The organism is Streptomyces sp. NPDC111507, assembly GCF_055638955.1.
Window position 1 is genome coordinate 539,164 of the sequence record NZ_JBVKBU010000006.1, and the last position, 23,135, is coordinate 562,298.

Below are 23,135 nucleotides of genomic sequence, written 5' to 3' on the forward strand. Positions count from 1 at the left end.
CTCCCCGTGAGCCAGCCCCTGCCGCAGTTGCCGAAGCCCGAGTTCGTCTTGATCCGCGTCGAGGCTCCACCCGAGGCGCCCGCCCAGGGCGCTGTCGATCTCGGTGAGGTCGGCATCCCGGCCGGGTTGATCGGGTACGAGTACCGGCCGCTGAGTGAGCCGGTGTTCCTCGCGGGGATCGGTGAGCGGGGGCTGGTCGCCATCGCGACGACTGGCCTGTTCGGACGCATCGCCGTCGACGTTGCCACTGGTCACGTGGTGCAGATTCCCACGATCGACTCGGCGAAGGCCCGTCACATGAACAGCGATCTCGACTCATTCAGCCGATGCGTGGCCGCGGTGATCGCACGCTTCCCGTTCTACGCGGACGGCGTCGAGGACAGGTACGAGGAGGTGGCGGAAGAGCTTCGCGATCTCATCTCCGGCATCGACGAGACCGCTCTCGCGGACAACGGGTTCTGGGAGACGTTCTGCGACGACGTGGCGATCGGGGACTAGGCGGACTGGGATGCGTGATCCAGCAGCGAACTCCGCCCTTGGTCAGCCGTCCATGATCAGGCCGGCGCCGCTCAGGCAGCCGTCGACCAGGTCCGGGCGGTACTGGATCTGCTTGAGCCTGCGCTTGGCGGCACGGTTGATCTGGCCGAGGTCAGCCGCGGCGAGGTTGCCGATGTCGCGCTTGACCAGCGACCAGATGCCCTCCTGTGGGTTCAAGTCCGGCGAGTAGATGGGAAGTTGGAAGACGGTGAGCCAGTCGGCGTGGTCGGCGATGAACTGGCGCATTGGTTCGACCAGGTGCATGCGCAGGTTGTCCCACATGAGCACGATCGGGCCGCCGAGCTGGATGTGGGCCCTGACCAGCAGGTCGCGTACGTCGCGCCAGCCGATGCCCTTCGGCTCGCCCTTGCGCCCCCGGTACTCGCGGACTGAGAAGAACGTTCGGGACCGCTTCCCAGGTTTGTAGCAGGTCAGCCCGGCAATGGATACCCGGCCCGTGCCCCGACCGCGCACCCGGACCACCGGCGTGCAGCCCTTGCGACCCAGCTTCTGGCTCGCGGCGGCGTCATCGACTTCGACTGGCCGGCTTTGTCCTCGAAGACGATCCAGCCGTTGCACGCCGCCGCGGTGCTCTTACCAGCGGCCAGGTCTCCTTCCTCCAGACCTCGACCGCCGCGTCATCGCGCTCGATCGCCCGCCCGGCGGGCTGCTGCCAGGACCAGCCGTGCCGCCTCAGCAGCTGCCAGGTGCCCTCCACCGTGTAGCTCACATGGAATAGTCGGCCGATCAGCGTTTTGATCCGCGCCAGCGTCCACCGTTGGTCCGCCCAGCCGTGGACCAGCGGACCGCGCTCCAACTCCCGTTCCAGCCTGGTGATCTGCGCTTCGCTGAGCCTGGGCCGCCCAGGCGATCCCTTCGACAGGACCCCCGCTTCGCCGCGCTCGCGCCACTGCCTGCGCCACCGCTCCACCGACCGCTCGCTGACCCGCAGCGTGGCAGCGATCTCCTGATTCCTCTGCCCGCCCTCGAAGCGTTCCACGGCCTGCAGCCGAACCCGCTCCCGCGCGACCCTCCCGGCGTCGGTCAGCCCGCCGCCCTGTGCGTATCTCACAGTCCAGGGCTACCGGAACGGACCAGCCACCGTCAGGCGAACGGCTCCGACATCACCCAATCAAGTTCAGTATTCGTCCACATAGGTGCGACGGCACCAGCGGTAGACGGGTAACTGTTCCTCCCCGTGAACGGAGTACGAGCCCGAGAACTCGAAGTGTTCATAGGCGTTGCCGCACAGGATTTTCACTTTGGGCTCGGTTTCCAGGGAGGTGACTTCCCATATAGTGGGAACCTTGCCCCAGTCCGGGCCTTCGGAAAGCATTACTCGAACAGAATTCGGCACTTTCGGCTCCGTTTTCGCAGGACGACAGGGGACCTGCCCGTCGACTAGTCATTTTCCGTCGGCCTTTCCGGTGGCGCTCGGAATTACTCCCCCATCGGCGTGCGGCGACTTCGTTCCCTCGCAGGTGAGCGAAGGCAGAAGGCGGAGGAAGAAAGCACCGGGATGCTATGAGGAAGGACCGGCACGGAGAATTGACAAAGGCGGAAACCGGCATGATGACCTGCCAGACGTGAACAAATTGACGACGCACCGATGCCATGAGCCCGGACCGCTGGACACGCCACCGGATGCACCTTCGGAAAGAAGATCTGTGTGCTGCCGGACGGGCCGGGCACTCGCCATCGCCGAAGCGGCCGCCTGCTCAGAGCCCAGGGCGGCGCTCACATTGCCGAGCAGGTTCTGCAGGAGGGCGATCGCGTTGGTCGCGCTGGCCGTGAGGATGTTGGACCCCACCGCCTGTGGCTGTCCCTGGCAGTCGCCCATCGCGGCCGCCAGGTATGTGGCGGTGGCCAGGTTGTAGGTGCGTGCGCCTGCGGGATTGCTGGCGGTGTCGGCCGCGATGGCGGCGTTGTTGGCCGTCTGCGCGGCCTGCAGGTCGTCGACACAGGATGAGACGGCCGCGGCGGCGGGGCCGCCATGGCCAGAGGGGCGATGCCGACGATGGCGCCCGCCGCCATGGCGGCGGTGGCGGTGGCAAGACGAGAACGGAACATGCTGGCACTCCCTTGAAGGGATGACGTGTGCACTCATTGGCTACGACGCCGGTGGGAACGGTTGTCTCTCACTGCCCGGGAGTTGGCTGCTTGGAAAAGCGAACTCGACCTGATCGCCGCGCACTGCGCGTGCTGGGAGTGACGACCGGGACGGGTAGCAGCCACATCCCCGGAAAGGGATGGGCAACCCGCCGGTTCGTAGTCGGAGTAATGCGACAAGGACGAGCGGCACATCAAGACAGCGACGCCTGCGTCACCTGATCGGAGTAGGACATCACGCGGTGACGACATTGAATCGGCCGAAGGTGTGCACCGTGCTGACGGGTGTGCCCTCGCTCCGGCGAGCAGGAAATCGCCCAACTTCGCTGCCAGCAGTCGAGTTGAAAGACGAGGCGGAGGAACCGGCGGGCCGGTCCGGTGTGCATGTACCCCGACGCAGCCGAGGCGGCAGTACGTCAGGGAGACGCCGGAAGAGCCGGGGTTTCCGTACCGACGGACAGGCCGTGCATCCGAAAGGGTGCCTGTGATTTCGCGGCAGTGGACGGGCCTGTACAACGAGCCGCGCGAGCGGAACTCCGGCGCTTTATCCGGAGCGCGTCATCGGATGCGCGGTCGAGCTGGAGCCGTCCGGTCTGATCAAATCCATGGCCGGAAAACGTCGCATCGCTCAGCCTTCGCTGCACATACTGCCGACACATAACTGCGGAGTCGGAACATTGTCGACAACTGAGTTACCGGGATTCCTGGCTCGATGCACAGAATCCCTACTGTCACACAGAATGCACGACCGACGCGATCAAGCCGTCTCATCTCCATACTCCCGGGGCGCAACTCCAACGAACAATTTCATCACATTACGTTAGGCCGTCCGGGTGATGGTCTTCAGGCAAGTGTTGCCGCCATATGCCGACCGGGTGGATAACGGTTGCATCCAACGGTGGGCTGCCCATCCTCTCCGGGGGAGTGGTCGTCCGAGCTTCAGCGCGCCGACTTCGTGTCGGCCGCTGACCGGCGGGCTGCCACGATGGGCCCCCCGCGAGAGGGGTTGGATCCGTCAGCCGGCGTCGGCCGGCGTCGGCTGACGCGTAATTTCTGCATCCCCTTGGGACGGAGCGTGCTGCTGGCTCAAGACAGCCGTGAACGTCGTTCCCTGTATGACCAGTCGGCGGCCCCCGGTACCGTAAGAGGCGAGGCGGACCCCGAAGGTCACTGCACCGCGCCGTCACCGGCGGGGAGCAGTTGTGGGAAATCGAGAGACGTGCATCCGGCAGGAGCCCGTCCATGCCTCGCCAGCGCTTACAGCCCATTGCAACCGCCGTCGCTGCCCAGATGCACGCTCTTCTTGCCCGACGCGAAGACGCCTCACCACGTCGGCGCCCAGCCCGCGACACCGAGGGCTCTGGCGCCTCTCGCTGCTGCCGGCTACCCCCCACACAGCACCAGGAGAGACAAGACATGCTGACCACACGTGCGTGCGCGCGGCTCGTTCTTTCCCCCCAAGACATCGAGCGATGGCCTGAAACGTCGGCGGTACAGGCGCCGACCATCATCTGGTGCCGATCGCATACCGTCGCCGTCCGTCTTCCCGCAGTGGACCGTGCCGTTCCGATCTGCCGGTATCTGACTCGCTTATGGCTGGATCAGCAGCAATTCACGGACCAGAGCATCCGCCATACGACCCTGCTGGTCACCACGGAACTCGCCACGAACGCCATCGTCCACACCGACAGTGCCGTCATCACCACCAACCTGCGGATGAACCGAACCCACCTGCGGATTCAGGTGCGCGACCAAGGGAAGATCTCCGCAGGAAAGCACGGGCACAATGTCTCAGGATTCGGTCGCGGTCTCGGAATCGTCGCCAGTTGCGCCCGAGCGCTCGGAACACACGTGGCTGACGACGGCACCCGTACGACCTGGGCCACCGTCTCCCTTACGGGAAGTCAGCCGTAGTGTCGGGCCGCACGGGCCCCGGCGCACACCTGCTCCCGCCGACGACATTCCGTGGAGTCCCGCGGACCGGGTCGGGGATCCACTCGGATCCGCAGCCGTGCTGCGGATCGGGGCCGTCCTGCCGCCGGACGGCGAACGCGTCCAGTAGCGCCACCCGGGGCCGGATCTATCCGGTGCGCTGGGAGTTCTGCCAGCAGGACGGCCACCAGCCTCAATACCGGATACCAGTGACTTAAGCCCAAGAGCCGCGCATCGGGCTGTATGGCATTCCGCATCCCGACATTCTTGAGCGAAGGAGAAGACGATCACGATTGGGGGCTGGCCTCTGCTTCACACAAGTCCCCTATGCGGTCGACGGTCTCGATGGGGGTGTGCACTGTCATCGCGCCCTTCGTCGTACTCCGTGCCTGTCTCGCTCTGCACGATCGGCAGGGGCTACCTGGCCACGCGGGGCGCGGTGCCCGAGGGGCGAACGGGGAGGGCAGACTCCACCCCCCGCTTGGTCAGCAACTGCGATAGCCCGTCCGCTGTTTTGATGGCCAGGGGGTCGGGACCCGACTGGTGGTGGAGCATTTCGATAACCGGCGGTCCCCGCCTGGGGCGGACCGTTTCGACGGCCGGGGCCGCGCCCCCCCGGGGGGTGGACCGTTTGCGTGGGGCACCCGATCGGGTGCTTCTTTCCTGGACTCCCGGTCGGGGAGGCACGCGTGGGTACGGCTACGGGTATGGGCATGGACGAATACGGCGGCCGGACGATCACCACCCGTATCCCGGCTCGCTTGGACCGGCTGCCGTGGTCCCGCTGGCACTGGACGATCGTCATCGGCCTCGGCACGGTCTGGGTCCTGGACGGCCTCGAGGCCACGGTCGTCGGCAACATCGCCGGTCGGCTGTCCGAACCGGGCAGCGGCCTCGCGGTCTCCTCCGGCCAGGTCACCGGGACGGCCGCGGCACTGTATGTGGCCGGCGCCTGCATCGGCGCCCTGTTCTGGGGCCGCCTGACCGACCGCCACGGCCGCAAGAAGCTCTTCGTGATCACCCTGGCGGTGTACCTGACCGCCACCGCCCTCACCTCGATCTCCTTCGCCCCCTGGTGGTTCTTCGTCTTCCGCTTCCTGACCGGCTTCGGCATCGGCGGCGAGTACGCGGCGATCAACTCCGCGATCGACGAGCTGATCCCGGCGCACTACCGCGGCCGCGTGGACCTGATCATCAACGGCAGCTTCTGGGTCGGCGCGATCGGTGGCTCATTGCTCTCGATCGTCGCCCTGAACACGGACTTCCTGCCGAAGAACGTGGGCTGGCGGCTGACCTTCGCACTCGGTGTCGTTCTCGGCCTGGTCATCCTCCTCGTACGGCGGAACGTCCCGGAGAGCCCGCGCTGGCTGCTGATCCACGGCCGGGAGGAGGCGGCGGAGGAGATCGTCACGTCGATCGAACGGCGGGTGGCGGCCGAGAAGGGCGAGCCGCTCCCCGAACCGGCGGGCGAGCTGGTATTCCACGAGCGCCGGAGCATCACGTTCCGCGAGATCGCCCGCACGGTCTTCCACGACTACCAGCGCCGGGCCGTCCTCGGCTTCTCCCTCTTCATCGGCCAGGCGTTCCTCTACAACGCGATCACCTTCGGCTTCGGCGCGATCCTCACGACCTTCTTCGACGTGCCGACCGGCCACACGGGCTACTACTTCGTGGTCATCGCGATGGGCAACTTCCTGGGCCCCCTGCTGCTGGGCAAGTTGTTCGACACGGTGGGCAGGAGGGTGATGATCTCGTCGACGTACATCCTCTCGGGCCTGCTCCTCTTCGGCACGGCGTGGCTGTTCGGCCGGGGCGCGCTGTCGGCCGGGACGCTGACGGCGTGCTGGTGCGTGGTGCTGTTCTTCGCGTCGGCGGGCGCGTCCAGCGCGTACCTCACGGTGTCCGAGATCTTCCCGATGGAGACGCGGGCGATGTCGATCGCGTTCTTCTACGCGCTGGGCACGGCGGCCGGCGGTATCAGCGGCCCGTTGCTTTTCGCCGACCTCACGGGAACGGGGAAGGTGGCGGACACGGTGCTGGCGTTCCAGATCGGGGCGGGGCTGATGTGTGCGGCGGGGCTGGTGGCGGCGGCGCTGGCGGTGAACGCGGAGCGCAGGCCGCTGGAGGACGTCGCGAGGCCGCTCACGGCTGCGCCGGGGGGCAGGGCGACGAAGGCGCGGGTATAGAGAGTGCTCCGTGCCAATGGGACTGACGGTTCGGGGCGCCCCGGTCCACGCCGAGCACTTCCGCGTGGCCGCCGACTTCGCGCCTGGGCAAGGCTCTGACCAGCCGCAGCAGCCTATCCCTGCCCACGCACATGCCGACCGCTGCCGCCAGGTGGGCTCCTGCCCGACCGGGCTGCGTCACGGTCCTGGCTTCGAGGTACATGCGGAAGCGCCCCTGTCGCCTTCCGGTGTGCTCCTGCGGTGGCGCAGCGCCCACAACGCGACGGGAGCTCCCGCCGCGACCAGCGCCGCGGCGAAACACAGACCGGCTTGGTAGCCGGAGAGAAAGGCGCCCGAGTTATCGGCCCCGGCGGCGACTGCGGCATGTTCCACGAACGACACGATGGCGCCCACCAGGCCGATTCCGACGACTCCGGACGCCTCGCGGGCGGCGCTGAACAATCCGGCCGCGATTCCGGAAAGGTGATTCGGTGAGGATTCCAGAGCGCGGGTGGTTAGTGGAACGGCCAGTGCGGAGCCGAAACCAAGAACTGAAAGTCCGGGAAGAATATCGATGAGCTTTCCTCCTGAACTGCCCAGCGTGACCATCAGCAACCCCAGGCCGACCAGGAGCAGGCCCGCAGCGGAGATGCGGCCTTCTCCCCAGCGGCGCGCCATACGCGCAATGAAAGGGATGGTGACGATCAGGGAAAGGGCCACGGGCATGAATGTAAGTCCGGCCGGCGTGGGGGCGAGGCCGAGGCCGTTCTGTAGAAATCGGGATGTGAAGAAATAGACTCCGCTTACGCTCAGGCCCCACAGTAGTTGGGTAATGATTCCGCCGACGAAAGGGCGTTGTCGGAAGAGGGGGCGCAGCACGGTGTTCCGGCGCGATGTCAGTTCATGCCACAGGCCGACGGCCGATGCGACGACGAGGCCCCCTGACGCGGCGACAGGAAGGGCGTCGAGGCCCTGTTCAGGTCCTTCGATCAGGCAGTAGGCAAGGGCTGCCAGCGAGCAACAGGCCAACGCGATCACGCGGAGCGAGAGTGTGGCCGAGGCCGGCGAGGTGACACGGGTCGAGGGTTTGGGCCGGGGGACAGCAAAGCCAACGAGGAGGCTTACGCAACCCAGCGGAAGGTTCATGGCGAAAACGGACTCCCAGCCCAAGTGTTGCGTCATGACACCGGAAACCACAGGGCCGCAGGCCAGCGCAGAGGCCAACGTGGCAGTGGTGGCACTGAAGGCGGCGTTGCGCACGCGAGCTGGCAGATCGTGCGACTGGACCGCCAGCGAGGCTGGCAGGATCAGCGCAGCGCCCGCTCCCTGCAGCCCCCGGCAGGCGATCAGCGCCATCCCGGAGGGCGCCGCACTGCACCCGACCGATGCGACGGTGAAAAGTGCGACACCGAGCGACAGAGTGGCACGCCGTCCGACGGTGTCCGACAGATGCCCGCCCAGCAGTAGAAGGCTCGCGAGGGTGAGAGGGTAAATGGCCGCCACCCATTTGAGGTCGGCTTCGCTCAATGCGAGCTCGGCCTGAATCTGAGGCAGTGTCACATTGACGACGGTGTTGTCCAAGGCGGTCATGAAGGACGGCAGCAGCACGGCTACGAGAATGGCGAGGATACGCAGTCGGCTCACGGTACCTGCCTTGAGTAGCCCCGACGGTGGTATGGGGCCGCCACGTTCCGTGTGCCCTTCTTTGCACTCTGCCTCGTGGACATCGCAGGCGCGACTCCGGGGCGCCCTGATTACGGTATCCGGTGTGCGTTAAGCGCCGCCCGTTTTCCGGTAGGTCGCCCGGACGGGACTCCCGGAGTGGCGCCGCATCCCCGGTGCGCCTATATGTAGTGATGATCATCATCATTGCCACCATGCGTTGGGGATGGATGACGGGCGGCGACGTCTGTCGTCAATTCTTCGGAATGGCCGACGGCCGAGGAGCCGCGCTGCCTGTCGAGAACGAAGGTTCGGTGACTGCATGCTGAAAACCATGGAAGACACGATCAGTCATCATCTCACTCGGGCCGCGGAGCAGGCCCCCGCCGAAAATGCGTTCACTTTCGTGGACTTCAGCACCGATCGCGAAGGAGCCTCCGCGTCTCTGACATGGCGCCAACTGGAGAAGAGGGTCCGTACTCTCGCGGCGGTCCTGCGTCACGGCGGTGCGGTCGGTGAACGGGTGGCCCTCGTGGGGCCGCAGAACCTGGACTACGTCGTCGGCTTCCTCGCGGCCACGTGCGCCGGTGCGATCGCCGTACCCCTGTTCCCCCCGACTCTGCCGGGCCATGCAGAGAAACTGGCCGCCGCGCTCGCCGACGCCGACCCGGTGTTCGCTCTCACCAGCCCCGACTCGCTTCCGGACACAGAGAAGTTCTGCGCCGACCAGGACGGTCTCCGTGTGCGAGTGGCCACCGAGGAGGACCTGCTCTCGGGTGGGACGGCATGTGCCGAACCAGCGGACGGGGAATATTCTCATCCGCGCCCCGAGGAGTGTGCCTACCTGCAGTACACGTCGGGCTCCACCCGCATGCCGTCCGGCGTGGAGATCACCCACGCCAACGTCTGCGCCAATGCACGCCAGGCGCTGAAGGCGTACGACATCCGAGCCGGGCGCAACTGCACCGTCGGCTGGCTTCCCGTGTACCACGACATGGGGCTCGTGCTGGCGATCGTGCTTCCCGTCGTCGGCAACGTCCACTCCGTGTTCATGGATCCGCTGGCCTTCGTCCAACAGCCCGTCCGCTGGCTGCGACTGCTCAGCAAACACCCGCGTGCGCTCACCGCAGCACCCAACTTCGCGTACGACTACTGTGTGCGCCGCGTCACCGACGAGGAGCGCGCAACGCTGTCGCTGGGGTCGGTGGCCGCCATGATCAATGGCAGTGAACCCATCGCCGAGCAGACGCTCCAGCGATTCCAGCAAGCCTTCGCCCCAGTCGGCGCGGTCCCCACGGCGATGCGTCCGTCCTACGGGCTGGCCGAGGCGACCGTGTTCGTATCTGCCTCACCGGCCGGTGAGGAACCGACCGTCACCTCCTTCGACCGCGACGCGCTGGCGGCCGGCACCGCTCGGCCGGCCGGGGGCACCGAGGAACAGGCCGTGAGCCGCCTGGTCGGCTGCGGGCGGCCCACGGACCAGGCGGCCGCCATCGTCGACCCGGTCAGCCTCGTCCGGCTGGAGGACGGGCGTGTGGGCGAGATCTGGCTGAGCGGCCCCAACGTCGGACGCGGCTACTGGGGAAGGCCGGAACAGAGCGAGGCGACCTTCCGCGCCACCCTCCACAGCGACACCTCGGGCGAGGGGACGCAGCACTGGTTGCGCACGGGAGACCTCGGGGTGTGGCACGACAACCACCTCTACATCACCGGTCGCCTCAAGGATCTCGTGATCGTCGACGGGACCAATCACTATCCGCAGGACATCGAGCACACCGTCGAGAACGCCCACCCGGCGATCCGCCGTCATCACATCGCGACGTTCTCCGTCCCCACCGACGACGGGGAACGCCTGATCGTCGTAGCCGAGCACGCCCGTGACCTTGCGGAACCCCACAGGGTCCGGGACGAGGTGACACGCGCGGTACGTGCGGCGGTGTCCGCCGGTCACGCCATCGCGATGCACGACTTCGTCCTCGCTCAGCCCGGCACCGTACCGCACACCACCAGCGGGAAGGTCGCCCGCGGCGCTTGCCGTGAGCGTTACCTCCGGGGTACCTGGACCTCCGACACGCACGTACAGAAGGAGACCGACGACGCATGAACCAGCCAGGCGAACACGAGGAGGCGGTCGAGGACAACACCGAGGCCACCACCTCCATCACGGACGGTCGATCCGGATCGGGCGCTGCCGAGCTGCGCAGTGCACTGGTGCAGTTGGTCTCGGACATCAGTGGCATCGCGCCGGAACAACTCGACGACGGCCGGCCTCTGGCGGAGTACGGTCTCACCTCCCGCGACGCCGTCGGACTGACCGGCGAACTGGAGAAGCTCCTGGACCGATCACTGGCCACCACGCTGCTGTGGGAGTACCCCACCATCGGACAACTCGTCGCCGCCCTGATGAACGCCGACCAGGCCGATGCCGCGCAGTCGGACCGGCAGCCGCGTACGCCCGATGAGGCGGCCGCCAGCGCCCGCACCGACGACGGTGTCATCGCCGTCGTCGGCATCGGGTGTCGTCTGCCCGGCAACGTGCACGGGCCGGACGCGTTCTGGGACCAGCTGATGGCGGGAACGGACGCGGTCGGCCAGGTGCCCGAGAAACGCTGGCCGGACTTCGTCGGCACGGCACCCGATGTCACCGCCCTCATGGAATCCACCACGCAGTGGGGTGGCTTTCTCGACGACATCGAGGGGTTCGACGCCAAGTTCTTCGGCATCACGCCGCACGAGGCCGAAGTCATGGATCCCCAGCAACGGCTGCTGCTCGAAGTCGTCTGCGAGGCACTGGACCAAGCGGGCGTACCCGCCCTCGCCCTGCAGAGCACATCCACCGGTGTTTTCGTCGGCCTGAGCGCCCTCGAATATGGGCATCTGACCACGTCTGACCCCGCGCGACTGACCGCATGGACCGGCACCGGAGCCGCCGGCAGCATCGCCGCCAACCGCGTGTCTTATCTGCTTGACCTGCGGGGCCCCAGCATCACCGTCGACACCGCCTGTTCGTCGTCTCTCGTGGCCGTGCACCTGGCTTGCCGCAGCCTGCGCAACGGAGAGTGCGACACGGCACTGGCCGCAGGAGTCAATCTCCTTCTGTCCCCGGCGGTCACGGCCACGTTCGACCAGGCCGGCGCACTGGCTGCGGACGGCAGGTGCAAGCCCTTCGACGCCGCGGCGGACGGATTCACCCGCGGTGAGGGCTGCGGCGTCGTCGTGCTCAAGCGGCTCGCCGACGCCCGGCGCGACGGCGACAGGGTACTCGCCGTCATCAGGGGCACCGCCGTGAACCAAGACGGTCGATCGGCGGGGCTCATGGCACCCAACCCCGCAGCGCAGGAAGAGCTGCTGCGCGACGCCCTCCGCGACGCAGACGTCAACGCGGCCGAAGTCGACTACGTCGAGGCGCACGGGACCGGCACCCTTCTGGGAGACCCCATCGAGGGGACCGCCCTCGGGGCGGTCCTCGGACGTGGCAGGCAGCCCGACCAGCCACTGCTGATCGGATCGGTCAAAAGCAATCTGGGCCATCTCGAAGGCGCGGCCGGCATTGTCGGTCTGATCAAGACGGCGCTGGCCCTGCATCACGGCCGTATCCCAGCCAGCTTGCACTTCCACAGCCCCAACCCCCACATCGACTTCACCGAGTTGGGCTTGCGCGTGGTCACCGAACCGACCGCATGGCCGACGGCCGGGGACCGTCCGGCGCGCGCCGGTGTGTCGGCCTTCGGCTTCGGCGGTACGAACGCTCACGCCGTACTCGAGCAGGCGTCCCCGACCAGCGCGCATCCCACGCACAGCGACGACGAAGAGGCCGACAACCCGCACATCCTGATGGTGTCAGCCCGTTCCGCGGACCGGCTCGCCGACGTGGCCGCGAGTCTGTCGCAATGGGTGGCATCCGACGGCGCGCCCGCCCTCACCGACATCGCCCACACGCTCGCCTCGTACCGCCGTGGCCCGTCCTGCGCCGCCGTCGTCGCGCGGACCCACTCCGACGCGGCTGCCGGGCTGGCCGCACTGGCCCAGGGGGAGACGGTACCCGGCGTGGTGGCCGCGTGCACGGACGTACGAGCGGCGCAGTCGTTCGCAGCGCAGCGACCGGTCTTCGTCTTCTCCGGCTACGGCTCACAGTGGGAAGGCATGGGACGGCGCCTGTTGACCGACGACGCCGTCTTCGCCGCCCAGGTGTCCGAGCTCGATACGCTCTTCCTTGCGGAGACCGGCTCCTCCCTGACCGACATGCTCATGGCCGATTTGACCAAGACAGCGGACCGGATCCAGCCGCTGATCTTCGGAATCCAGCTGGCCCTGGCGCGGACCATGCAGGCCCATGGCGTGGAACCCGCCGCCGTCATCGGACACTCGATGGGCGAGGTCGCAGCCGCTGTGGTCGCCGGTGCTCTCGACGACCGAGACGGAGTGCGCGTCATCGTCCGCCGGTCGGCCCACCTCGCCATCCTCGAAGGCAGCCAGGCCGGCGCGATGGCCGCGGTGGAGCTGCCCGTAGAGTCCCGGACGGCCGTCCTCAGCCGCTTTCCCGGTGTCGAGGTCGCCGTTCACTCCTCGCCCCAACGCTGCACGGTGGCCGGCCCGGCCCAAGCGGTGCGCGACCTGGTGGACGAGCTGACCGGCCAGGACCAGCTCGCCCGACTGCTGGAGTTGGACGGAGCCGCCCACACAGCCTTGATCGATCCCATCCTGGCGCCACTGAGCGAGGATCTTGCCGACCTGTGCCCGCACCCGCCCGCCACACCCTGGTACAGCACAGTCCTTGATGATCCCCGCGCAGGCCCGGCGGCCGATGCGAGCTACTGGTGCGCCAACGCCCGTCGCCCAGTGCTTCTGCAACAGGCGGTGACAGCAGCAGCCGAGGACGGCCACACCCTGTTCCTGGAGATCTCGCCCCACCCCATCGTCGTCGTCCCCCTCACGGAGAGCCTCGACGCCACCCCGGCGGGGGAGCAGGCACTGGTCGTCCCGACCCTCCGCAAGAACACCGACGACACCGTCCAGTTACGAGTCGCGCTGGCACGGCTGCACTTCGCCGGCGTTCCGCTGAACCCTGGGCTGTGGCCTGCCGGTGCGCGCACCGCACTGCCCACGCCCGCGTGGCGGCATGAACGGTTCTGGTTCCCCCGCTGCGTCCGATCGACCGAAGCCGGCGGCAATCCCCTGCTGGGGGTGCGCACCGACGACCCGAGAACCGGCGCGGTGCTGTGGCAGGGAGACGTCGGCACGAACTGGCACGGCACTCGCGGCACGGTCCACGGCAGAGCGGTGCTGACCCTCGCCGAGGCCGCGGAGCTGATGATCGAAGCCGGCCTGGACCTGTGGGCCCGGGAGGGCATCACCCACCTCGGCATCGAGGACCTGCAGATCCACCGGTGGCTCGCCATCTCCAGCAGCACCCCCCTGACCACGGTGTGGGAACCGGACTCCGGCACGCACGGAACCATCACCCTCCACGCCCGCGGCGCCGAGACCGTTTGGCATTGCTACGCCTCGGCCCGCGTCACCCGCGCCCCGGAACCCCAAGGCGAGCCTCATCCCGAGCCGGAAACGAAGCCGACGCTTGCCCAGCACTTCATTCCCAAGGACCCCCTGTCCCACCACCGGCCGTCCTACGCACATGTCCTGACCGCCATACTGGAGGCGCAGGGCGCCGAGGACACACCACCGGTCGGCGACCGCGCCGTCCAAGCTGCCACACACACCGTCCCGGTCGGCGTACGGTCCCTGCTCATCAAGGGGCCGGGCGTCCTTGACCCCGGCTATGACATCAGCCGCGCCCCCGCCGACGGCGCTGGCCCGACGGACGCGAACATCGACCAGTGGCACGTCTCCGCCCGGGGCGACACGAGCGAGATCGTCGCCCGGTTCGTTCAGCTGCGGCCCGTCGAGCGGAACGAAGTGCCGCGGTCCCTCGAGACGTGCACGTACGACATCCAGTGGGAGAAGTCCACCGTTCCCCTGCCGTCGCAGCGTCTGCAGCGTGCCCTGCTCATCAGTGACGAACCAGACGCCGCGGGCCGCGCCACGGCCTCGCTCGTGGCAGCCCTGGAAGCCGGCGGTGTCGACGTCACGGCGACCGATGCCCGGGACGACGCCTGCGACGCCGTACTCGACGCCTGGCTTGAGAGCCCGCAGGACGGCCTGAGCGCCGTAGTCCTGTTCTTCCAGCAGGACGAACGCGACGACGACGTACGGTCACTGCACAGGGCAGCACGGTTGGCGCGCCGCCTCGCCGGCGCAACGCACCGGCAACCGCCACGCCTGTGGATGGCCACCGTGCTGGCACAGGCGACGGGGTCCGGGGAACCCGGGACGCCGTCTCTCGCCTGCCTGCGTGGACTCGTCCGGGTTCTCGCGCTCGAACACCCTCAGCTGCGGGCCTCGCTGGTAGACATCGACAAACAGCCCGGCGCGGTCGACGACCTCGCCCGTGAACTCCTCGCGGGCAGCGACACGGACGAGATCGCCTGGAGGGCCGGCACACGCCTCACCGCGCGTCTCGCCCGGGCCGACCTCAGCGCACAGCGCAACGACACCGTGGCCTTCACCCGTCCGGACGGGGCGTACATCATCACCGGGGGCCTGACGGGACTGGGCCTGGCTACCGCGAGCCGGCTCGCCGAGCAGGGTGCCGGCCATATCGTCGTCAACGGACGCCGTGCCCCGGGACCCGAGGCCCAGGCCGTCCTCGCCGAGCTACAGGAACGGGGAACATCTGTCGCCGTGGTCCAAGGGGACATCGCGGACATCGACGTGGCCGAGAACCTGGTGCGTGCCGCGCTCGCCGACGGCCACACCCTGCGCGGCATCGCGCACTGTGCCGGCGTCCTGCACGACGGCATGATCACCGACCTGGATTCGGCGGATATCGACACGGTGCTGCGGCCGAAGGCCGTAGGAGCCCGGAACCTCGAGGCGGCTATCGCCGACCACGATCTGGACTGGTGGGTGATCTACAGTTCCGCGGCGGCACTGCTCGGCTCACCCGGACAGTCCGCCTATGCGGCTGCCAATGCCTGGCTCGACGCCGTGGCCCACCAGCGCAGAGCCAGCGGCCTGCCCGCGACCTCCATCGCCTGGGGCCCCTGGGAGAACGTCGGCATGACGGCCGGGAATCAGCTGCTGGCGCTGGAGCCCATCCAAGTGAGCGAGGGAATGGACGTCCTGCAGGCACTCGTCAGCCTCAACTGCGCGCACGTGGGCGTCGTCCACCTCGACGCGGAGCGCGTGCAGGAGGCATTCCCCGGCCTGTCCGCCATTCCCTTCTTCTCCGGCATCCTCGAAAACGGTTCACCCGGCGCCGACGACTGGGTCGGCCCCGACGGCATCGAGGCTCTCGGCAGCTCCGCCGCAGACACGGTGTACGCACGCATGGTCAGAAGAACGGCGGCCATCATGGGATTCGCGGCCGCCGAACTCGGCGAGACGGCCCCGCTGACCGAACTGGGCCTGGACTCCCTGGTGGCGGTACGCATCCAGAACACGATCCGCCAGGACTTCGGCGTCGACGTGCCCGCCTCCCGGCTGCTGCGCGGCGCCAGCCTGCGTGAAATCGGACGCGCGGTGCTCGAACAGCTTGGACTGGACGCCACGGAGCCGACGGCGTCCCAGGACACTCGCCGGGCCGAGCCGTCCACACTCACGCTGCCGAGCGTCCTCAGCCCCAGGGACGCTGCGGAGCGGCTGGTCGCGAGCTCCTGGGCCGAAGTCCTGCGGCAAGGGCCGAGCGACATCCGCGAGGACTTCATCACCGCCGGCGGAGACCACGACACCGCCGCGGCCATGGCAGACGTCATTCGCCGGCGCCTGGGCGACGACGCCGAGTTGAGCCTGACGGCCGACGCCATCCTCGCCCAGCGCACCGTCGCAGCAGTCGCCGAACTGATCCGGCCCATCGTCAACCGAACCGGCAGGTCGGCACTCACCACCCTGCGTCCTCCCCTCCCCGGGTCGGAACGGCCCCCGCTGTTCACCTTCCACCCTGCCGGTGGCCCGACCTCCGTCTACCTGCCACTGACGGGGCTGCTGCCGGCCGAACAGCCCGTGTACGGCCTGGAACGCGTCGACGAGCTGAGCACCATGCAGGAGAAGGCGGCCCGCTACCGCACACTCATCCGTGACATCCAGTCCGAAGGGCCGTACCACCTGCTCGGCTGGTCTTTCGGAGGGTGTCTCGCCTATGAAGTGGCGCTTCAACTGAGGGAAGAGGGACAGGACATCGGGTTTCTCGGGTTGATCGACACCATCCTGCCCCCCGTCCTGCCGGAACCGGAATCACGGGAGTTCCTGCTCGAGCGTTTCGGCCGTTTCGCCGAATACATCGAGAAGACGTACGGGCACCGCCTCGACTTGCCCTACGAAGAGCTGGCGGCCACCCCGGACGATCAGCAGATCGACGTTGTCATGCGTCTGGTCGCCGAGGCAGGACTCGACATGAGCCCAGGGATCATGGAGCACCAACGGACCTCGTACATCGACGCCCGCGTCGGCGAACGGTATGTCCCCCGCCCCCAGGAGGGCCACGTGGTGCTCTATCGCGCCAAGCAACCGCAACAGCTCACCGCCGCTTTGGACCCGCGCTATCTCCGGCAGGACGCCGACCTGGGGTGGGCGCCCCTGTGTCACACCCTCGAGATCGTTCCGGTCGACGGCGACCATCTGTCCGTCATCGACCCCCCGCACGTCCAGACCATCGCGCAGCACGTCACCCGGGCCATGGGGTGGCCCACCCGGTGATCGGCGCACCGCGCCTGTTCCGCGGGCTCACCTGTGGAACAGGCGCGACCGCTTTTCACCCACCAGAGCACGGCCTGCGAGCGGGTGATGCCGGGCCTGGTACCCCGCGACCGCTGATCGGCTGTACGGACCATTCGTCCTCCGTTGAACGGGGTGTCTGCTGGCGGTGATCAACGCATCTGGTCATGATCCCGCCTGTGTCGGTCACTTTCCTGAAGTACGCGAAAAAGAATCTGGTCTGCCTCTGCCTCGCCGCGGCTCTTCTCTCGACCGAGGCGCACGCGGCTGAGTGGAAACCGGACGCCTCGCCCCGGCCTCACCATGCGGAGGCCAGTGTCACTGGCGTGAAAGTCATTGACAAGCGAATGCGCGATCTCATGGTCCGTTCTCCGGCGATGGGAATTTCCATCCCGGTCCGTGTCATTCTTCCCGTGCACTGGAAAGAAAAGTCGAAAACCACCTTTCCGGTTGTCTACTTGTTCCACGGCGGCGACGACGACTACACGTCCTGGACACGCGAGACAGACGTGGAAGCGGTGACGAAGAACTCTGACGCGCTGGTCGTCATGCCGGACGCCGGAAAGAATGGTTACTACAGCGACTGGTTCGCCGGTACTCCCCGCTGGGAAACCTTTCACACCCACGAACTAGTGCGGCTCATGGAGAAGAAGTTCCGGGCGAGCCACGCACGAGCCGTCGTGGGACTGTCCATGGGTGGCTTCGGCGCACTCAACTACGCGGCGCACAATCGGGGGATGTTCCGGTACGTGGCCTCAATGAGCTCTTACGTGGATCTGAACGATCCTGCCGCGCGCCTGGAACTCGCCCTTGGTACCGCGAAGGAAGGTATCGACATTAGAGATGTCTGGGGCGACCCGGTGGAGAACGCCGAAGTCTGGCGGGCCCACAACCCTGTTGCAATGCCGCGTGCCTTCCGCGGAATGCACGTTCATCTCTCCGCGGGCACCAGCCAGCCCGGACCGCTGGACAAGGGACGCTCCGACGGTGTTGTTCTGGTGAGCATGCTGGGCGAGGCACCGCTGTCGGGGCAGGTCGAAAGATTCGCGCGGTCGCTCCGCTCTGAGGGCGTCGATGTCACGACGCATCTATACACGCCGGGGACCCATTCCTGGCCGTACTGGCAGGCGGAGTTGCACAGCATCTGGCCGTCGGTCATGAAGTCAATCGGGTCGTGACGTCATGCGGACAGTGGTGATTTTCGCCGCCGGATCCCGCGGCGACGTCCAGCCCTGCCTGGCACTGGGGCGAGCACTGCTCCGTCGGGGCGATACGGTGAGGATCCTGGCCAGTCTCCGCTATCGGCGTCTGATCACCGAGGCGGGTCTGGATCTTCATCCCCTTCCGGTCGACCCGGTGGAGATCGTCGAGTCGGCCGAGGGGCAGGAACTCCTCGCCGGACGACGGAACCCGGTGGCGTTCATCCGTCATATGGACCGGGTCCTACGACCCCGCATGATGTCGATGCTTGAGGAGACGCAGGTCGGCGCGAAGGGAGCCGACCTGGTTCTGGCACCAACCTTCAGCTTCCTCGGTCTTCACCTGAGCGAGTACCTCCAGGTCCCGCACGCCGTCATTCACTTCCAGCCCAGCCAGCCCACGAAGGTCTTTCCGCACCCGTTCGCGCCGGCTGCCCGGATGCTGGGTGGCGTGGGTAACCGGCTCAGTTTCGGTGCCGTCGACCTCGGGTCCTGGATGGTGTTCCGGCGCTTCGTCAACGCATGGCGACGGGAGAGTCTGGGCCTCCCGGAGTTGTCCCTGCCGGCCCCCTTCCGGCCGGTTCGCCAAGCCCCCGTGCTGTGTGCGTTCAGCCCCACTGTCGTGCCGAGACCGTCCGACTGGGGACGGAACGTCCACGTCACCGGCTTCTGGCACCATGATCAGCCGCTGTGGACCCCACCACGGCGACTGCTTGCCTTTCTGTCCGACGGCCCCCCGCCCGTCTACGTCGGATTCGGCAGCATGAAAACCGGCGACCCCGAGGCGACCGACGCCCTTGTACGAACGGCCCTGCGTCGGGCGAACCTGCGTGGAGTGCTGCCAGGGGACCCCGCCACCAGCGAGGACGACATCCTCGTGGTCGGCGACACCCCCCACGACTGGCTGTTTCCCAGGATGGCCGCTGTCGTCCACCACGGCGGAGCCGGCACGACGGCCTCGGCACTGCGCGCCGGAAGACCCTCCCTGATCTGCCCGTTCTTCGGAGACCAGCCCTACTGGGCCGCACGGGTGCACGAACTCGGCGCGGGGCCCGTGCCTCTGCCGGTCCGTAAGCTCACCGTTGCCGCCCTCGTCGATCACCTGCACGCCCTCACCCGGCATGCCCCCTACACCGAGACCGCGCGCCGGCTCGGCCGGGACCTGGAAGCCGAGGACGGGGTTGCCCAGGCCTGTCAGGTCTTGGACCGGCTCGGAGTCGGCTCTGCGTGATCACGGCTGATCAAGACGTCCTGGAACGTTTCCGGTGCCGGGCTCGAAAGCCGGCACAGTTCCGGCTCGCCGACCTCGACGTCGATGTCCTCGGGCTTGATGCCGGCAGTTCCGCCCCGACCACGGGGCGTCGTCCGTTTCGTGCAGGTCGGTCAGGGGCGAGAAGGCCCTGACGGAGGGCGCGCACCGGCGGCCTGAAAAACCGGTTCATCCGCTCGAAGAAGCCGTCGAACTCGGCGGCGATCAGCTCGACCCAGCCCGGGGAGGGAAACGCTCGTTCCATGAGATGGCCGGGCCGGTGGTGTACGGGGAGAGCCATCGCGGTTCACCTCCGCGAAACGACGGCATTCGGGCCATTTCCATGCCGAGGGTATCCGTGACGGCCCGTGGCACAGGCCAGCCGACGACCGGCTCCAGGCCCCGTGGGCCGCGGACTTGTCTGATCAGCGCCGCCTCTGATCCCTTCGGCCGGATCCGCTCCACCGCCGTTGCGTCTGACCAGTGGGTGCTCGTTGTTCCCGGCAGGATGGCAGGCATGAGTCACTAGGTGTACGAGTTCTCGGGTTTCCCCGACTCGGAGGACTACCAGCAGATCGTGGATGATGAGGAGCCGGGCGATGTGGTGCTGCGCGAATGCCCGGGCGGCCTTGGCATCGTCGACGGATTCGTGCGTGAGAGCGTCGACGACATGATGATGGTGGCCCGCTTCCGTTGGGTGGCCAGTGGAGACCCGTCCGCGGTGAGACCGGCGGTACTACGGGCAGCCGGACTTTTGCCCCTCGCGCGGCAGGCTGTGCGCCCGGTGCCTACGGGCAGCGAGCTGGATGCTGGCGAGTCCGCTTGAGGGGCGTCCCGAGCGTCTCTGATCAGCTAAGCGATCCCATGCGACCGTAAGATCCGGCGCGGGTTCTGCCCACCTGGGTGGGGAAGCGTGGGCGTGGAGATGGAATCCCGCGCCCAGTGCTGCTCCGCGTGGCCGGTGTCGGCTGGTGGTGGGTGTGCTGATCGTGGTCACGCTCTGGTGCCGGTGGGCTGCGCGGGGCAGCCGGGTCCGGTCCGTTGGTGCGTGTCCCTCCGGACGCTGACCGGCACGGCCGAGGGGCCGCGTCGGGGAGGGAACCTCACGTCGCCCGGGCGTGAGGCGGTTGGTTCTTGGCCGGGTGGGGCTGGTCTTCGACCGGTCCGTCCGGTGGGTCTTCGGGGTGGCCGCGATGACGGACTTGGCTTCCATCGCGTCCACCACGGCGCGGATCACCATGGCGCCGCTCGTGCGGTCCACAACTGTCTTGGTCTGGTGAGCGAGGCCGCGTGCGGCAATACGTCGCCAGGCGCCCTGGTCCCGGTCGCCCTGCCAGCCGCATCCGGGGCAGATGGCCCACTTCCAGCCCGGCACGGTGGGCCGGTCCGGTGCCTTGCGGTGGCGGAGCGAGGTCAGACACGCGGGGCAGTGCTTGGAGGTGTTGCGCGGCGGCACAGTAACCACGGCTATACCGACTTCGGCGGCAAGGTGGCGCATGTGGTCGGCGATCTGCCCGCGCACCGTCTGCGAGAGGCGGGTGTTCTGGGTGCGGCCCATGCCACCGGCTTCCATCGACCGCAGGTCTTCCAGGTAGATGACCGTGGCCCCGGCCGCAACAGCTTGGTCCACGGCCCAGCGGGCGGCAGACCATGCCAACGCGTCATTGAGGTTCGAGCGGCGCGCCGAGACGCGCCGGATCTCCTCCGCCAGGGTCGCCGCCCTGCTGTCCAAGGAGGGGTCGGCGAGCCGGTCGTAGTGGTCGGTCTTGGCGTGCAGACGCTCCGAGATTCGACGCAGCCGGTACTGCTTGGCCAGCACACCAGCGGCCCGGAACTGCGCGCCCGCCCCGAGATCGGTGATCTGTCCCTCGTTGTGCAGCCGGGCCGCACCCGTGCTGAGAAGGGTGTTCAGGCCCCAGTCCACGCCGAGCGCGACCGTGTTGCCGGTGCGCTGGATCTTGGGCACGGGGTGGGTGTAGGCGAGATCGGCGCGTACCTTCCCGCCCGCGATGCGCAGGGTGGGCAGGTGGATCACCGCGTTCGCCGGAACCGTGGGCGGCAGCGTGATCGAGCACTCAACCCAGGTCCAGTCACGATATGTCTGCGGGCTTGGCCGAGTGGGGAGTTGCAGCCGCAGCAGGGCCTTCGTCGGCTCGATCGCGGACCGTTCGATGGCGGCCTGCTGCCCGTCGCAGGCGGCGAGGAGCAACATGCGGGCCACACGCGGTGTGGGCTCCAGCTCGAACACGTCGACCGGGCGACGGCCGTGAATGCGCTCGAAGGAGGTGATCTGCCGGGTGCGGGAACGGATGACGCTGGACGGCAGGTGCTCGCCGCCCGGTATCGCGGCACGCACCGCGTCCCACTCCTCGCCGGTGCGCTTGTTCGGGTCTTCGGGCCAGACGGCCAGCACACCGGCTACCAGATCGGCGCGCCACTTCACCGACCGCAGTGCACGACCCGCCTGCTCCTGGGCCATGCGCACGATCCGATCGTTGACCTTCACCTCGCAGGAGACAGTCCAGCCCAGGCGGCGCAGTGCCATCCACGCGTTCGACGGCAGCTTCCGGCCGCCCGGGTCCTGTCCGCCGGCCAGCGTATCCACGTCGCTGGTATTCCAGTGTCCGTCCAGCAGCGCACCGGTCATCCCGGCCACGAGGTCAGCACACCAGCCCACCCGTTCCGCCAGAGCGGCGCAGGTGAGGACTTCGCCGGTCTTCTCATCCACGCCCGACCGGATCAGGGCGCGGGCGCAGGCGGTGCGGCAGGTCTCGCCGTCAGCGAGGGGCAGCTTCCGGCTCACGCAGCCCCGCCTTCGTCGCCGCACTGGCCGGACTCGGCCAGCAGCCGCTTGCGGTTCTCCGCACTACGCATCCCATACAAGCGCCCGGCGAACGTCGTCACCAGAGAGACGAAATCCTCCAGCAGCTCATCCCGGCCGCCGAGCTTCCTCGGGTGCAACACCTCCACGGTGACCCCGTACACGGCGAACAACCGCTTGAGCCAGCTCACACCGAACCGGGCCAGCCGGTCCTCATGCGTGACGCGCACGACAGTGACTGAGCCGTCAGCTACCATGGCCAACACCCTGTTCAAACCGGGCCGGTTCTCCTTCAGGCCCGAGCCACGATCTCGGACGACCTTGACGATCTCGCCCGTCGAGGCGGCCCGCAGCTCAGCCTCCTGCGCCTCCAACGAGGACTCCTGCCCGGACGAGCCGGACACGCGCACATACAGCAACTCCAGACGCGGGCGCGAAGTTGAAGAGTCACTGCCGCGCTTCATGTTCTCCACATCAACCGAGGAGAACCGGCGCTCACGACCGACCCACGTGAAGGGGATCTTGCCGTCCAACGCCCACTGACGAAGCGTCATCGGGTGTATCCCGAGACGCTTCGCAGCCTTGGACATACGCAGCAACTCCATGCCCCGCAACCATACATGCACAACACTAGGGATGACTAATGAAGTTGGTGAGCCTGCTTTTGAGACTGCCGTCGTGGCTAGTGCTGT

General features: G+C 67.8%; 12 protein-coding genes and 1 pseudogene. 7 read left to right on the forward strand and 6 right to left on the reverse strand.

Annotated elements, in window-relative coordinates; all coding sequences use genetic code 11:
• Positions 1-6: 6 nt before the first annotated feature.
• Positions 7-498 carry an SUKH-4 family immunity protein gene (locus ACZ7M2_RS26645; protein ID WP_471597382.1) on the forward strand — a complete coding sequence of 164 codons (492 nt, stop codon included), beginning with the start codon at positions 7-9 and terminating at the stop codon, positions 496-498.
• A 42-nt stretch (positions 499-540) separates the two neighbouring features.
• Here ACZ7M2_RS26645 and ACZ7M2_RS26650 read toward each other — a convergent pair.
• From ACZ7M2_RS26650 to ACZ7M2_RS26660, 3 genes and pseudogenes are all read right to left on the reverse strand, one after another.
• A pseudogene (locus ACZ7M2_RS26650) lies at positions 541-1,609 on the reverse strand (IS630 family transposase).
• 66 nt (positions 1,610-1,675) lie between these two features.
• Entirely contained in the window at positions 1,676-1,894 is a 219-nt protein-coding gene (locus ACZ7M2_RS26655) for a DUF5988 family protein (protein ID WP_471597383.1), read from the reverse strand.
• A 165-nt stretch (positions 1,895-2,059) separates the two neighbouring features.
• On the reverse strand, positions 2,060-2,644 hold the full coding sequence (locus ACZ7M2_RS26660) for a hypothetical protein (RefSeq protein ID WP_471597384.1): 585 nt from the start codon (positions 2,642-2,644) through the stop codon (positions 2,060-2,062).
• A gap of 1,418 nt (positions 2,645-4,062) precedes the next feature.
• Here ACZ7M2_RS26660 and ACZ7M2_RS26665 point away from each other — a divergent pair.
• Positions 4,063-4,560: an ATP-binding protein gene (locus tag ACZ7M2_RS26665; protein ID WP_471597385.1), complete on the forward strand. Its 498-nt coding sequence runs from the start codon at positions 4,063-4,065 to the stop codon at positions 4,558-4,560.
• A 725-nt stretch (positions 4,561-5,285) separates the two neighbouring features.
• Entirely contained in the window at positions 5,286-6,764 is a 1,479-nt protein-coding gene (locus tag ACZ7M2_RS26670; protein WP_471597386.1) for an MFS transporter, read from the forward strand.
• Between the two features lie 177 nt (positions 6,765-6,941).
• Here the strand turns inward: ACZ7M2_RS26670 and ACZ7M2_RS26675 are convergent, their stop codons facing one another.
• Positions 6,942-8,387 (reverse strand): MFS transporter, encoded by a 1,446-nt coding sequence (locus ACZ7M2_RS26675; protein WP_471597387.1) that lies wholly within the window; start codon positions 8,385-8,387, stop codon positions 6,942-6,944.
• A gap of 352 nt (positions 8,388-8,739) precedes the next feature.
• Between ACZ7M2_RS26675 and ACZ7M2_RS26680 the strand changes: the two genes are divergently transcribed.
• From ACZ7M2_RS26680 to ACZ7M2_RS26695, 4 genes are all read left to right on the forward strand, one after another.
• Positions 8,740-10,509, forward strand: coding sequence for a fatty acyl-AMP ligase (locus tag ACZ7M2_RS26680; RefSeq protein WP_471597388.1), 1,770 nt, complete (start codon positions 8,740-8,742; stop codon positions 10,507-10,509).
• Positions 10,506-17,156: an SDR family NAD(P)-dependent oxidoreductase gene (locus tag ACZ7M2_RS26685; protein WP_471597389.1), complete on the forward strand. Its 6,651-nt coding sequence runs from the start codon at positions 10,506-10,508 to the stop codon at positions 17,154-17,156. Before ACZ7M2_RS26680 ends, ACZ7M2_RS26685 begins: the two co-directional genes overlap by 4 nt.
• Before the next feature lie 197 nt (positions 17,157-17,353).
• Positions 17,354-18,352 carry an alpha/beta hydrolase gene (locus ACZ7M2_RS26690; protein WP_471597390.1) on the forward strand — a complete coding sequence of 333 codons (999 nt, stop codon included), beginning with the start codon at positions 17,354-17,356 and terminating at the stop codon, positions 18,350-18,352.
• A 4-nt stretch (positions 18,353-18,356) separates the two neighbouring features.
• Positions 18,357-19,604, forward strand: a complete 1,248-nt coding sequence (locus ACZ7M2_RS26695; RefSeq protein WP_471597391.1) for a glycosyltransferase — start codon at positions 18,357-18,359, stop codon at positions 19,602-19,604.
• Between the two features lie 754 nt (positions 19,605-20,358).
• Here ACZ7M2_RS26695 and ACZ7M2_RS26700 read toward each other — a convergent pair.
• On the reverse strand, positions 20,359-22,425 hold the full coding sequence (locus ACZ7M2_RS26700) for a zinc ribbon domain-containing protein (protein WP_471597392.1): 2,067 nt from the start codon (positions 22,423-22,425) through the stop codon (positions 20,359-20,361).
• Entirely contained in the window at positions 22,422-23,048 is a 627-nt protein-coding gene (locus ACZ7M2_RS26705; RefSeq protein WP_471597393.1) for an IS607 family transposase, read from the reverse strand. The genes ACZ7M2_RS26700 and ACZ7M2_RS26705 overlap by 4 nt, the downstream gene beginning before the upstream one ends.
• Positions 23,049-23,135: the final 87 nt, after the last annotated feature.